This is a genomic window from Paenibacillus sp. FSL R7-269 (genome assembly GCF_000517865.1).
GTDB lineage: Bacteria > Bacillota > Bacilli > Paenibacillales > Paenibacillaceae > Paenibacillus_AQ.
This window is the reverse complement of the sequence record NZ_ASPS01000103.1, coordinates 38,713-52,607: the sequence shown is the minus strand read 5'-3', so window position 1 is coordinate 52,607 and position 13,895 is coordinate 38,713. Positions and strand designations below refer to the sequence as shown.

Sequence of the window (13,895 nt, the reverse complement as noted above, 5' to 3'; positions counted from 1 at the left end):
AACGTTTTTTTGGGGCGGTGGGTCTTTTTTTGTCAAAAACCCAGTCTGCGGCGCATTTTCCGATATTTTTATTTTCGTATTAAACCGAATACAACAAGGCAATCAGTTAATCAGCACCCAGTAATCAGTATTCATCCACCACCCAGACGGAGCTTAATGCTCCGCCTGATCCCGGTAGTCCTTAGGCGAATGGCCGGTGTGCTTTTTGAAGACTTTGCTGAAGTATTTGACGTCGTGGAAGCCGACCATTTCTGAGATCTGGGCCAGCTTGAGGCCCGGATTCTGCATCAGCAGCTTGGCCTTCTCGATGCGGACGCTGACGATGTAGTCGGAGAAGTTGATGCCGTATTCCTGCTTGAACCGGCGTGAGACATACTCGCGGCTGACCTGGAATTTGCCCGCCACCTCCTGAAGGGAGAGATCTGACGGGTAATTCTGCTCGATGTATTTTACGATCTCCGTCATCGGGTTCCGCTCTTTCTGCTGTCTGTCCGTGAGCGCCCGGGATAACTGCTGCATGAAGGCAAGGGACCAGTCGCGCCAGGCGAACAGGGAGAAGGAATAGCCGCTGGGCTGCGGAGAGGGGTACTGCTGGTCCCCTTGCTCAAGCTCAGCCAGCACGTTAGCAGCCTGGCTGCCAAGTGCTTCCCGGACCAGACGGGAGCGCATCAGCAGCGCATCGGCCTTCCAGTCGTTCAGCATCTGCGGCGTAACCACTCCCCGGCGGCTAAGCTCCTGGGTCCAATGCTGCGCCGCTGCGCTTAGGGCTTCGGGCGTCCCGCTGATGACCGCCATCCGCCAGTCCTCCTGAACATCGGCGAAGCTCAGCGGGACTGCGTTCTCCCGCTTATCGCGCTGCTTTCCGCCGAGCATCGCCCCCGGCCCCGCGTCCGTTCCCGTGCCAGTCACCCCACCAGACAACGCCCCCGCATCCCGGCTGCTTTCAGCTCCCGCAAAATGGCAGTAATCCTCATGCCTAAGCAGATTCCGCCGCAGCAGGGCTTCGGCGGCTTCGGCGCGTCCTGCCGGCAGATGCGCGGGGAAGGCGCCCGGCGTGCTGATTCCGAAATGCATGCGGAATTGCAGCGTCAGGAAGATGCCCTGATTCATCCGGCTGATCAGCGAAGTGACGGATTCATGCGGCTCCCAGAGCAGAATGGCAATCTCCGGCGGCCCGCCCCAATAGCGGAACGCTATGCCCGTGCCCTGCTGCAGAAATTCGTTGCAGATGTTCACGATGGCGTAGTAGAGCAGCTCGCTGTCACCGCCGAAGCGCCGCAGCAGCGGATTGTTGCCGCTGTCCGTCTGCACAAGGAGCAGGCGCGAAATCTTACTGTCCGGCGGGATGATGCCGTCATGGATCAGACGGCGCAGCGAGGCCTCGGCATTCACCCGGTCATCGATCAATGCGGACAGCAGCTTCTCCCCGAAGATCGGCTTGATCTCATTCAGCCGGAGGCTCTGGTGCTGGCGGTGGCTGCGTTCCGCTTCCTCGGCCCTCCAGGCGGTTACCGCCTTGGATACCGCGCTGTTAATCATATCCGGCTCAATCGGCTTCAGGATATAATCGATGCCGCCATGGCGGACGGTCTGGCGGACGAAGTCGAAGTCATTATGCCCGCTGACCACAATGAACTTGGTACTGCCTGCGAATTCATCCACCCAGGTCATCAGCTCCAGGCCGCTCCCGGACTCCATCATCATATCCATAATGACCAGCGCAGGCTTCTCCTGGCGGATTAGACCGATGGCCTCATTGCCGTTCCCGGCCTCCAGAATTTCCTCAATCTGATGAGCATCCCAGTCCACCAGCAGGCGGACTGCCTTCCGGACTCTTGCTTCGTCATCTACAATCAGTGCCTTCATATTCGTTCACTCTCCACTACGATATCGATTTCCAAGCGGATGATTACCCCGCCTGCCTTCAGATTATCCACGGTCAGCAGGGCATTATCCCCGCAGACCAGCCGCAGCCTGCCCAGCACATTGCCGAGGCCGATGCCCGCGCCCGGAGCATCGCGTCTGATAGGGCTGTCCTGTCCGGCGTTCTGCAGCAGCTCCCGTTCTTCAGCGGTGCTGGACTGCTCCAGCTCCTTGCGCAGCGCTTCCAGCCGGCCTGCCGGAATGGGGAGGCCATTGTTGGCGATGCTGATCTCCATCCGCTCCGGGGTTACCCCGGCCACGTTAATCTCAATATATCCGTCCTGCCGGTCAAGCTGGAAGCCGTGCTTGAAGTAATTCTCCACAATCGGCTGAAGGATCATTTTGGGCATCAGCGCCTGAAGCAGCGGCTCCTCCACTTCACAACTGAAGCTGAACTTGTTCTCAAAACGCTCCTTCTGCAGCTGGATATACGCTTTGACATGGTCCAGCTCATTCTGGACCGTCACCACCTTCTCATCATTGTACATGCTGTAGCGCATCATTTTGGCCAGAGCCGAGAGCAGGCCATAGATCTGCGGCACCTTCAGCTCCAGAGCCAGCGTACCGATAATCTGGAGAGTGTTGTTCAGAAAATGCGGGTTAATCTGGGACTGGAGCGCCCTCAGCTCATTGGTCCGGCTCGCCAGCTCCAGCCTGTATTCCCGCAGGATCAGATTGTTGATCGTGTCCATCATACTGCGGAAATGCTCGGTGACCACTCCGATCTCGTCGTTGCCTGCCGGGCGGATCTCAATGTTGAGGTTACCGGTCTGGACCTGATTCATATACCGGGTCAGCTGCTTGATCGGCGCGGTAATCCGGAAGGCGACGAGGATCGTCAGAATAATGATCGTCACCAGCAGCAGCGCCAGCAGCAGCAGGTTGATCGCGGCGGCCTCCTTGGCTTCGCGGAACAGGTAGGAGACAGGAATTTGCTTGACAAGCGTCCAGCCGAGGCCGATGCTGTCGATTTTTTGATAGATAAATACGGAGCTGTCCTGTTCAAAATAACCCTGCAGCTGCGTGCTGTCCGCAATCTGATTGTTATACCAATCGGCATTCAGCGGTTTGCCTAGCAGCCCGGTAGTCTGGCTGTAGACCAGCCTGCCGCTGCTGTCCACCAGGTAGAGATTCTCCTGATCCTGCTCGTACAGCTGGTCCACAATCTCACTGAGGGCAGTCAGCTTGACATCAATAGACAGATAGCCTAACGCCTGAGAGGTAGGGACACGCTCAATCCTGCGGTGCAGGGTAAAGACTGGCTCCGGTATGAACTGTGTTAACGGTAGCCTCAGCCCGTAAGCATTGCTCAGATGCGTACTCTGCACGCTTACCGGAGAGCTTCCGCTCAGACTGGACTGGTGGTAGGGTGCAGCAGCCAGCCAGCGCTTGGGTGTTGTGTTGTCGGTAATCAGCGTAGCCTTCGAGTCTTTCACACTGTATAAGTACACCTGTGAGAGGTGGGGCAGCGAGGTGGAGATATAGCTGAGCGAGTTATAGATGGCAATATCGGAGGACAGATCGTCGTACCCTGCTTCAAGCAGCCGGTAGAAATCGCCGTCCGAATACACGTTCAGCGACAGACGGTTGATCTCCTGCAGCAGACTGTTAATGTTCTTGTAGCCCTGATAGAGCAGATTCTTGTTCTCATCGACCGCCCGGTCCCGCAGCGACTTGGTGGTGTGGGAATAGCTGACATACATCGTAGCCATAATGCAGATTAAGGTGGGCACAAGCAGAAAGACGATCAGCTTCGTGCGGATACTGGTCCATTTCATGGGGCGGGTCACATCCAGGTCAATATTTTACACCCTAAAGATCACTTGCGTAGGTGTAAGAGGCTCTGCAAAAAACAGATAATATCTTTAGATCATAAACAAGTGAGTGAGTAAAAGAAAGGGGGGCCATAACATGCGCGGCAATAAATTGTCCCAATTCGGTCAGCAGGTATTTTTCGTTGGCCCGGCATTATTGTTTTTTACCTTGATCATGATTATTCCGTTTCTGATGGGGATGTACTACTCTTTCACGGACTGGAACGGCGTATCCGGTAATGTAAGCTGGGTCGGCTTTGAGAATTTTAAAAGTATTTTTACGAATGATCACGATTTCTGGTCATCCTTCTGGTTTACCGTGAGGTTCACCGTGCTGGGTGTGATCTTGACTAATGTAGTAGGCTTCTTCCTGGCCTATCTGTTGACCAAACCTTTGAAGACACGCAATATGCTCCGGACCATTTTTTTCATGCCGAATGTGATCGGGGGCCTGCTGCTCGGGTTCATCTGGCAGTTCATCTTCATCAAAGGCTTCGCCACTATGGGCGATCTTACCGGCCTGTCCTTCTTCAACCTTCCCTGGCTCGGGGATGCGACCACCGGCTTCTGGGCGATTGTCATGGTATTCATCTGGCAGTCCTCCGGTTATTTGATGGTCATCTACATCGCTTCGCTCAGCAACGTCTCCAAAGAGGTGCTCGAAGCTGCCGAGATTGACGGCGCTTCCCGGATGCAGGTGCTGCGCAACATCATCCTTCCGCTGATTATGCCTGCGGTTACGATCGGACTGTTCCTGGCGATCTCCTGGTCCTTCAAGATGTTCGACCTCAACCTCTCGCTGACCAAAGGCGGGCCGTTCAAGTCTACGGAATCTGTAGCGATGAACATTTATAACGAAGCCTTCCTGAATAACCGTTATGGTCTGGGTACGGCAAAGGCGCTGTTGTTCTTCCTCATTGTAGCGCTGATCACTGTCATTCAGGTTCGTATAACGAAGAGTAAGGAGGTAGAAGCTTAATGAATGCCAAGACCAAAAGCAGATGGAATATCGGCATTGAAGTGATGATGATCCTTCTGGCGCTTCTGTTCCTCTCTCCGTTCTACTTCCTGCTGGCGAACTCGGTGAAATCCTTCGGCGAGATTCTGAGCGACGCGGCAAGCTGGCCGCAGACCTTCATGTGGTCGAACTATGCCAATGCCTGGAAGCTGGCCCGGTTCTCCGAGGCCTTCCGCAACTCGCTGATCATTACGATCATCAGTGTAGCGCTTATCTCGCTGTTCAGCGCGATGGCGGCGTACCGCATGGTGCGTGCCAATAACCGGTTCAACCAGATTCTTCTGCTGCTGATGGTAGCGGCGATGGTGGTTCCGTTCCAGACGATTATGATTCCGATCCTGAAGGTTGTGAACGTCCTGGGCGTGAATAACTCGTTCACAGGTCTCATTATCTCCCATCTGGGCCTCAGCATTCCGATGGCGATCTTCCTGTTCCACGGCTTCATCAAGTCTGTGCCGCTGGAGATTGAAGAGGCGGCCACGGTGGATGGCTGTAACCCGATCTCGGCGTTCTTCCGGATTGTATTGCCTCTCTTGAAGCCGATGCTGATGACCATTATCGTGCTGAATGCGCTGGGGATCTGGAATGACTATCTGCTGCCGTCCCTGATTCTTCAAGCACCCGGACTGCGGACCATTCCGCTGGCGACCTTCTCCTTCTTCGGCCAGTATACGAAGCAGTGGGATATGGCGCTTCCGGCACTGACCATCGGGATTGCCCCGATTGTTATCTTCTATCTGTTCATGCAGCGTTACATTGTTGAGGGAATAGCGGCTGGCTCGGTGAAGGGTTAATTCACCGGGCTCCCGTTCCACATAAGAAGCAGTTAAATTATTCAAGGGGGAAATATCTAATGAAGAAGAAACATTCTGCACTGATGATGTCATCCGTAATGCTAATGTCAGTAGTGCTCGCGGCTTGTGGCGGCAATGCCGATAAGTCTGCCTCCAATAATGCTTCTAATGGAAGCGCTGGCAATAGCGGCGCTGTGAAGACCGTTAAGATTTTCCAGTTCAAAACTGAGATTGTGGAAGGCCTGAATGAGCTGAAGGTGGAATTCGAGAAGGAGCATCCTAACATCAAGCTGGATATCCAGACCGTGGGCGGCGGTGCAGACTATGGTGCAGCGCTCAAGACCAAATTCGCTTCCGGCGATGCTCCTGATATTTTCAGTAACGGCGGGTATGCCGAAATGGCACTGTGGGCTGACAAACTGGAAGACCTGTCGGACCAGCCTTGGGTGAAGGATCTGATTCCACTTGCAGCAGAGCCTATGACCAAGGACGGCAAAACCTACGGGATGCCAATGAACCTTGAAGGTATCGGTTATGTATACAACAAGGACCTGTTCGCCAAAGCCGGGATTACAGAGACGCCAAAAACCATTTCCCAGCTTGAAGAAGCAGCAAAAAAGCTACAGGCGATTGGCGTAACTCCGTTTGGCAACGCTTATCAGGAATGGTGGCTGCTGGGGATTCAGGGGATTAGCGTAGCTTTTGCTCAGCAGGATAATGTAGATGAATTCATCAAGGGCCTGAACGACGGAACTGCATCCATTGTAGGGAATGAGAAGTTCAAGGATTGGAGCAACTTGCTGAACCTGACGGTAAAATACGGCCAGAAGAATCCGCTGACCACCGATGCCAATACTCACCTGGCACTGTTCGCCAAGGGAGAAACGGCTATGATGCAGGAAGGCAACTGGGCACAGACGCTGGTGGACAACATTACGCCGGACATGAACATCGGGATGTTCCCGATGCCCATCAACGATGATGCGGCGATGAACGATAAGCTGTCGGTGGGCGTTCCGGCGAACCTGGTAGTGAATAAGGAATCCGGCTCCAAGGAAGAAGCCAAGACGTTCCTGAACTGGCTGGTCACTTCGGATATGGGGAAAGAGTATATCGTGAAGAAATGGAAGTTCATTCCTGCGCTATCCACTATTCCAGCAACCCCTGAGGATATCGGTCTGCTGGGTGCGGATGTCTGGAATTATGTAAAAGAAGGCAAGGTATACGGGCTGCAGGCTTCCAAATTCCCTGATGGCGTTACACAGGAATTCGCCAGCTCTATTCAAGAATTGATTGCCGGCAAAGTAGATGAAGCCGGCTGGGAGAAGGGCATGCAGGCTGCCTGGGATAAGCTGAAGAAATAAGACGAAGCGCTTAAGTAAGCGAAGCTGTGAAGGACGCTCCAGTCGCTCTCCGAAAAGGAGAGGAGGCGGGGCGTCCTTTGTGTAAATATAAGAATTTATATGTTGCACACAATAACTTATCCTTCTATTTCTCGCTGAAACGGTACCGTCCTTTCAAAGGACTGCAATGCCGTTTCCACTTGATAAGGCAGCGGCGGGTGGATCATCAGGCGGAAGGATAGCGTCTTTTTCTAAAGGTTCGGGAGAGTAAGGGGGTAACCTGGGGAGTCTGGGACTGTGCTTGCCGCAGCCTGTCCAGCAGGTCATAGACGGTAGTGATTTGCTTCGTATCTATAGTTAATGCGGTATCTTCCGGGCTGCCGGGAATTTTGAAATTCCACTGTTTATTTCCCATGAGTATCACTCCTTCTTTGGTATTTTTATCATAATCGGTGGAGCGGATCATGTATAATGAAGGGAAATGATGGTGGCCATCACTGCGGCTGATGGGTGATCCGGGGGAGCGATGCAGCGTGGATATGGGTCTTCTCAAAGTGTTTCAGGCGGTTGCTGAAGAAGGAAGTATCTCAAAGGCTGCACAAAGCCTGAACTATGTGCAGTCGAATGTGACTGCAAGAATTCAACAATTGGAGCAGGAGCTGAAGACTCCGCTGTTCTACCGGCATAGCCGGGGAATCACCTTGACCTCGGCAGGACGGACGTTCATGGAGTATACGGCCAAGATTCTTAATCTGCTGGATGAAGCCAAGCTGGCGGTACTGGATTCGCCGGTTCCGACAGGCTCAATTAGCGTTGGCTCGGATACGACGGCGGCAGTATGGCTGCCTGCTATCCTGTCCACGTACCGCGGGTGCTACCCGGATGTGGAAGTTCATCTTAAGGTCGGACGGGCGGGGGAGCTTATCGAGTCGGTTCTGCAGCATAACGTGCAGGGGGCCTTGATGGACGGACCGGTGGAGCACCCGGAGCTTGTTCAGGAGCTGCTCATTCAGGAGCGGATTGGGCTGGTGATACCCGATACGATGGATTATCAGGGTATCCGCTCTGTTCATGACAAGACTCTGCTGATGCTAAATTCAGAATGTCTGTACCGGAACAGGCTGGAGAGCTGGCTGGCGGAAGAGGGCGGACGGCTGGGTAAGGTAATGGAGTTCGGGACGATGGAAGGATTGCTCGGCTGCGTAAAGGCGGGAATCGGCTATGCGGTGCTGCCGTTATCCTATTTCACCCGGATGAATGTCACTGAGGGTATCCGGATCTATCCGTTCCCCGAGCAGTATGCAGAGGTGCCGACGGTATTCATCCGGCGGCGTGACCTCTATATGACGAGTGCGTTCCGGGAGTTCATAGAAGAGCTGAAGGCAGGGTTGCCGGAAGCGGTGAGCGGTACAGACAGGCTGCAAGGCAGCGGCGGTACTGTGGAGGAACAAGCGCAGTGAAGTCATCAGCGTAGTATAAGATCATATATTTATGCCGCAAAAGACGGATACCCCACTTAGGTGGATGGTATCCGTCTCTGTGTTTGTATAGGAAATGTCGAGTGCAATATGTATACGGAAAAGCGAACACAATCTTACGTGCTACTCAGTGCAGCTTCCTGAACTGCTCCGGCGTAACCGCCGACTGCTTGCGGAAGGTGGCTACGAAATGGCTGACATCGCGGAAGCCGACCAGCTGCGAGATGGCCTTGACGGTAAGCTCGGGCTGGGCGACTAGCAGCTCCTTGCTCTTGCGGATGCGCAGCCGGACGAAATAAGCATAGGGGGAGAGCCCGAAGGTCTGCAGGAACAGGCTGTTCAGATATCTGCCGGACACCTCAAGCCGGGAAGCGAGATCACTGAGACCTACCTCGGGATCGCCATAATGGCTGTCCATCCATTTCAGCAGCGGCTGAAGCTTGTCTACATTGCGGGAGATCGCCGTGTTGTTATGCAGCTGCCCGTATTTGTTCAGAGTCAGCAGGAACCGGTAGGCATCGCTGGATTCCCCGAGACTGAACATGTCATTCGAAGCATCGTGGCGGTCCAGCATCTCCTTCAGCATCCAGCGCAGCGGCGCTCCGCTCTCCCAGCGGTAGAACAGGCTGGTGTTCATCCCGAGCGAATCCAGAATATGCCGTGCTGAGGTCCCTCCGAAGGTGAGATAATAGGTGCGCCAAGTCTCTGAGGAGAGCGCTTCATAGCGGTGCGGTGTACCCGGCATCAGTAGAATGCCGCTGCCCTCGGTGAGGGTGAGCTTCTTGTTGTCGAAGTGGATCATCCCGCTACCATGCGCTGTCTGCAGCCAGTGATAGGTGTGATAGCCTTGCGGCCGGGAGACTTGTTCCTGATCAGGGTTATAGCCCATACTGTCGAGGGTGATGGGGAGCAGCTGGCCGCTCTCCTGGGCGAATACGATTCTGCGGACGGCATCCAGTGACATTCCGGTTCATCTCCTGTTGTTCCATATTATTATATTCCAATTCATTAATATTATATTTATAGCGATAGCGGTAGCGATTAAAATAAGAATATACTTATACTATAAAGGATGTGCGTAGCGTGATCAACGAGAAGTTACCTAAGATCTGGTACGGTGGAGATTATAACCCGGAGCAATGGGAGGCCCCGGTCTGGGCGGAGGACGAGCGGATGTTCAAGCTCGCGGGCATAGATGTGGCAACCATCAATGTGTTCTCCTGGGCGCTGATTCAGCCGTCTGAGGATACGTACGATTTCGCGGGTCTGGATGAATTAATCGACCGCTTATATAAGAACGGCACATATGTATGTCTGGCTACGGGTACAGGGGCGCATCCGGCCTGGATGGCTCACCGCTATCCTGAAGTGACACGGGTAGATGTCCAGGGCCGCAAGCGCAAATTCGGCGGGCGTCACAACTCCAATCCGAACAGTGCAATCTACCGCAAATATGCGGCGCTGCTGGCCGGCAAGCTGGCGGAGCGCTATAAGGATCATCCGGGCCTGGTGGCCTGGCATATCTCTAATGAATACGGCGGCTATGATTACTCCGAGCAGTCCGAGGCTGCTTTTCGCGTCTGGCTGAAGGACCGTTACGGAACGCTGGATGCGCTCAACAGAGCCTGGAACACACGGTTCTGGGGCCATACCTTCTATGACTGGGAGGAAATCGTTGTTCCGAATGAACTCAGTGAAGAGTGGGGGGGCAACCGGACCAACTTCCAGGGGATTTCTCTGGACTACCGCAGATTCATGTCGGATAGCCTGCTGGAATGCTACATCCTCGAATATGAGGCGATTAAGCAGTACAGCACGGATGTTCCAATTACGACTAACCTGATGGGCTTCTACCCGGAGCTGGACTATTTCAAGTGGGCCAAGTACCTGGATGTAATCTCTTGGGATAACTATCCGTCCTTGGACACCCCGGTCAGCTATACAGCGATGACGCATGATCTTATGCGCGGCCTGAAGAACGGCCAGCCGTTCATGCTGATGGAGCAGACGCCAAGTCAGCAGAACTGGCAGCCTTACAATTCCCTGAAGCGCCCCGGCGTGATGCGTCTCTGGAGCTATCAGGCGGTAGCGCGCGGTGCCGACACCGTGCTGTTCTTCCAGCTGCGGCGGTCCATCGGCGCGTGTGAGAAGTACCACGGAGCGGTCATTGAGCATGTAGGACATGAGCATACCCGCGTATTCCGCGAATGCGCCGAGCTGGGCCGGGAACTGGAAAGCTTGGGCGGCGAGCTGCTGGATGCACGCAGTGCGGCGCAGATCGGGATTGTCTACGACTGGGAGAACCGCTGGGCGCTTGATCTCTCCAGCGGCCCGTCCGTTGCACTGAATTATGTGGATGAGGTCCATAAGTATTATGATGCGCTCTATCAGCAGAACATCGAAGCGGATATGATCGGGGTAGAAGAGGATCTGTCGAGATACAAGATTGTCATTGCACCGGTGCTGTATATGGTGAAGCCGGGCTTCGCCGAGAAAGTCGAAGCCTTCGTCCAGGCAGGCGGGACCTTCATTACGACGTATTTCAGCGGGATTGTTAATGAGAACGATCTGGTTACGGTTGGCGGGTATCCGGGAGAGCTGCGCAAGGTGCTGGGAATCTGGGCCGAGGAGATCGATGCCCTTCTGCCGGGCATGAGCAATGAAATTGTAATGAATAAGGACTGGGGAGCCTTGAACCGTTCTTACACCTGCGGTCTGCTCTGCGACCTGATTCATCCCGAAGGCGCAGAGGTGCTCGCTCAGTATGGCGCGGATTTCTATAAAGGCATGCCTGCCCTGACGGTGAATAGCTTCGGTGAAGGCAAGGCCTATTATGTGGCCACAAGTCCCGATGCGGCCTTCCTTAACGGCTTCCTCGCTAACCTGTGCGCGGATAACGGCATTGTGCCGCTGGTCAGCGCACCTGAAGGCATTGAGTCCGTCCAGCGTGTGAAGGACGGCGTATCCTATCTGTTCCTGCTGAACCATTCAGCAGAGGAGCTTCGGGCGGATATTGGCGAAGGCAAGCGGACCGATCTGCTTACCGGGAAGAAGTCCAGCGGCTCCACCCCGGTTCCTGGGCACGGAGTGCTGATTCTCTCAGACAAATCAGACAAACAGTAAGGCACGACAAAGCTGTCCCGAAGGCCGTTTATTAGAAACGGTGGCCGGGACAGCTTCTTTTTTATACAGACTCACTTAACGGGATTATTCTATTGAGTGAAGGAGCCGAAGTCCGTAATCTTCAAATCAACGGTGACATGAATAGGGGTCCGGCTGAACTCCTCGTCCCAGTGATCCTCCAGCTTCCTCCATAAGGCGGGCTCCTGAATGCTGAGCCGGTTGGAGAACCCGGCGGCATCTGCTTTGTAATCGGACTGCAGCTTGTGAAGCAGGCTCTGCATCATCTGCTCCAGCCGCTTCTTGAACAGCTTCTCTGCTTTTTGGGGAAGATGGGTGGCAGCAGGGTATTCCTCTACGTTCCAGGTTTCAATCAGCCTTCCTTCCGTTTTAATGTTGACGTCGAAGGACAGATTGTCTCCGTCTACTTTGGACGTAATTTTACTTTTCATGGACTTGAGTTCGTAGGTAACGGGCTCATTGCTCCAGTCGTAGGTCTTAATGACCCCGCTTTGCCCCCCGTTGCTCAGCCAGGTCAAACATTCGGTATCCTCCTGATTTAGCGTCCCCACCCAGTTTCCTGTATCTCCTTTAATCACTCCGGCTCCCGAGAATTCTACCTCATCATTCGCCGTTACCAGGTTTTGCAGCGCAAAACTTCGTTTGGAGGCCATCAGGGCATCCATTTTGGATAAAATAACGGGGTCCAGCACCTTACTGGTTCTCTTCTGATTGCGCAGCATATCTCTGATGTGAAAGGCAGGGATTTCATTTTTTTGCTTCGAGACCATGGTGTCTGCTGCGCGGCCTTGGCTTAAGAACACCATCGTACTGGGACGGATATCATTATCCCGAAGGACGAAATCCAATAACTGGTTGATCTTCTGCTGCTTCAGCAGCTCACTTGAGATCACTATAACTTTGAGGTGGTGGCCGATGATCGGCCGTTCACGCAGAATCGAATATTGACGGAAGATCTCCAGCACAGAATCTCCGGTTCCGGTTACATTCATATAAGGTGCACTGCTACTGCTGTTACCTTGATTATCTACCCCTCCTACGGAGTTAGCCGGAACCATCTGCACAGTGGCGGTAATCTTATTTTTTTTATAATAAGTGGCGCCCTTGTCCTCCAGCTTCTGCTCTGTGGGTGAGAGCTCTCCGATATCCAGAGCCAGGCCAGCGTATAGGGCCAGATCCTCAATCTCTTTACTGCTCCAGCAGGAGGTCAGTGTGGCAAGAATCAGCAGACTGCACAGCACCACCAGAATTCGTCTATACATGCTGCTTCAGCCCCTTCACCCGGATGAGCCAGACGATGGAGAGCAGGACAGGCACCAGCAGGAACAGCCCCACTCCCATCTTGCCTATGGTATCCCCGAGTACGAACAGGTCGCTTAAGGATTTGGGCAGCATCGCCGAGATGAACAGCAGCGGGACCAGCGCATAAATAATCGGGTGCACCTTAAGCTTGAAGATCTGTGAGAGACCCAGTGAGGACTGGAAAAAGAAGCTGCTGAAGTTGCAGAACATCTGCATCAGCCAGATGACCATGAACGGGAATTCCAGACGCTCGAAGAAAAAACCCGACACCTCAAAGCTGCGCAATAGATCGATAGTGGGCCAGGTGCTGGAGATGGAGGAATCAATAGAGATGCCTCCGATCACTATAATGATAGTCAGGAAATAGATGGACAGCAGGATGGCGAGGCCTCCAAGCATGGCTTTGACAGCCTTTTTGGGGTCCTCCATGAACGCCACAAGTGTCATGGCCACTTCACAGCCGGTGAATACAAGCACGGTGGATTTGAGCCCCGCGAATACGGGGGACCATCCGTCGCCGAGTACAGGACGCAGATGATCGATATCGAACATCCGCAGGCTGAGCACGAAGGAGATGAGCAGAATCATAATGCTGATCGGAAAAACAATGGTGTAGACACGGGCTATAGAATTGATGCCTCCGTACACGAGATAGGTACTCAGCCAGAGAAAAGGAAGAATCACTGCCCAGATCGGAGTTCCCTCCAGGAGAAAAAACAAGGTAACCTCGGCCAGTGTACGGATCTCAAAGCCGGCGATAGTGATGAAATACAGAATTAACAGCATAGACAGAATACCGCCGATGAACCGGCCGGTCAGCAGCCTTGAGTACTGAAAGACGGTTTTTCCCGGAAATTGCTGGCTGATCTTCACCATAAGGAGTACAGCCAGCATCACAATGGCCCCGCCGAGCAGGGTGGAGATCCAGCCGTCCGGGGTTCCGACACTCTTGCTCACGCTGCGCGGCAGTGTGAGAATACCCGCGCCCAGCAAGGTGTTGTTCAGGAATATGGCCGTTTGTGTAGCGGTAATTTTGTCATCGGTGCGTATGAACATACTGCATTCCTCCTTATACCAGGCGC

General features: G+C 53.8%; 11 protein-coding genes. 5 read left to right on the top strand and 6 right to left on the bottom strand.

What is annotated here, in order from left to right; translation table 11 throughout:
• Positions 1 to 153 precede the first annotated feature (153 nt).
• Positions 154 to 1,866 (bottom strand): helix-turn-helix domain-containing protein, encoded by a 1,713-nt coding sequence (locus C162_RS30775; RefSeq protein ID WP_036701345.1) that lies wholly within the window; start codon positions 1,864 to 1,866, stop codon positions 154 to 156.
• A complete protein-coding gene (locus C162_RS30770; RefSeq protein ID WP_036701342.1) occupies positions 1,863 to 3,701 on the bottom strand; it encodes a sensor histidine kinase in 1,839 nt (612 codons plus the stop codon). The genes C162_RS30775 and C162_RS30770 overlap by 4 nt, the downstream gene beginning before the upstream one ends.
• Positions 3,702 to 3,834: 133 nt before the next feature.
• Here C162_RS30770 and C162_RS30765 point away from each other — a divergent pair, with 133 nt between their 5' ends.
• From C162_RS30765 to C162_RS30755, 3 genes are read left to right on the top strand one after another with little or no spacing between them, the layout of a single operon-like run.
• Positions 3,835 to 4,716 carry a carbohydrate ABC transporter permease gene (locus C162_RS30765; protein WP_036701340.1) on the top strand — a complete coding sequence of 294 codons (882 nt, stop codon included), beginning with the start codon at positions 3,835 to 3,837 and terminating at the stop codon, positions 4,714 to 4,716.
• Positions 4,716 to 5,549 carry a carbohydrate ABC transporter permease gene (locus tag C162_RS30760; RefSeq protein WP_036701338.1) on the top strand — a complete coding sequence of 278 codons (834 nt, stop codon included), beginning with the start codon at positions 4,716 to 4,718 and terminating at the stop codon, positions 5,547 to 5,549. The genes C162_RS30765 and C162_RS30760 overlap by 1 nt, the downstream gene beginning before the upstream one ends.
• A 59-nt stretch (positions 5,550 to 5,608) precedes the next feature.
• Complete coding sequence (locus C162_RS30755; protein WP_036701336.1) at positions 5,609 to 6,913, top strand: ABC transporter substrate-binding protein; 1,305 nt, start codon at positions 5,609 to 5,611, stop codon at positions 6,911 to 6,913.
• Between the two features lie 205 nt (positions 6,914 to 7,118).
• Here the strand turns inward: C162_RS30755 and C162_RS30750 are convergent, their stop codons facing one another.
• Positions 7,119 to 7,307, bottom strand: a complete 189-nt coding sequence (locus tag C162_RS30750; protein ID WP_036701334.1) for a hypothetical protein — start codon at positions 7,305 to 7,307, stop codon at positions 7,119 to 7,121.
• Positions 7,308 to 7,431: 124 nt separating this feature from the next.
• Between C162_RS30750 and C162_RS30745 the strand changes: the two genes are divergently transcribed.
• Positions 7,432 to 8,352: a LysR family transcriptional regulator gene (locus C162_RS30745; RefSeq protein ID WP_235218581.1), complete on the top strand. Its 921-nt coding sequence runs from the start codon at positions 7,432 to 7,434 to the stop codon at positions 8,350 to 8,352.
• A gap of 145 nt (positions 8,353 to 8,497) precedes the next feature.
• Here C162_RS30745 and C162_RS30740 read toward each other — a convergent pair whose 3' ends face one another.
• Complete coding sequence (locus C162_RS30740; RefSeq protein ID WP_051494062.1) at positions 8,498 to 9,334, bottom strand: AraC family transcriptional regulator; 837 nt, start codon at positions 9,332 to 9,334, stop codon at positions 8,498 to 8,500.
• A gap of 119 nt (positions 9,335 to 9,453) precedes the next feature.
• Here C162_RS30740 and C162_RS30735 point away from each other — a divergent pair, with 119 nt between their 5' ends.
• Positions 9,454 to 11,493 (top strand): beta-galactosidase, encoded by a 2,040-nt coding sequence (locus tag C162_RS30735; RefSeq protein ID WP_036701332.1) that lies wholly within the window; start codon positions 9,454 to 9,456, stop codon positions 11,491 to 11,493.
• An 89-nt stretch (positions 11,494 to 11,582) separates the two neighbouring features.
• On the opposite strand, the gene C162_RS30730 is transcribed toward C162_RS30735, so the two are convergent.
• Together C162_RS30730 and C162_RS30725 are read right to left on the bottom strand one after the other, a co-directional pair.
• Positions 11,583 to 12,773: a Ger(x)C family spore germination protein gene (locus tag C162_RS30730; RefSeq protein ID WP_036701331.1), complete on the bottom strand. Its 1,191-nt coding sequence runs from the start codon at positions 12,771 to 12,773 to the stop codon at positions 11,583 to 11,585.
• Entirely contained in the window at positions 12,766 to 13,869 is a 1,104-nt protein-coding gene (locus C162_RS30725) for a GerAB/ArcD/ProY family transporter (protein ID WP_036701329.1), read from the bottom strand. The genes C162_RS30730 and C162_RS30725 overlap by 8 nt, the downstream gene beginning before the upstream one ends.
• Positions 13,870 to 13,895: the final 26 nt, after the last annotated feature.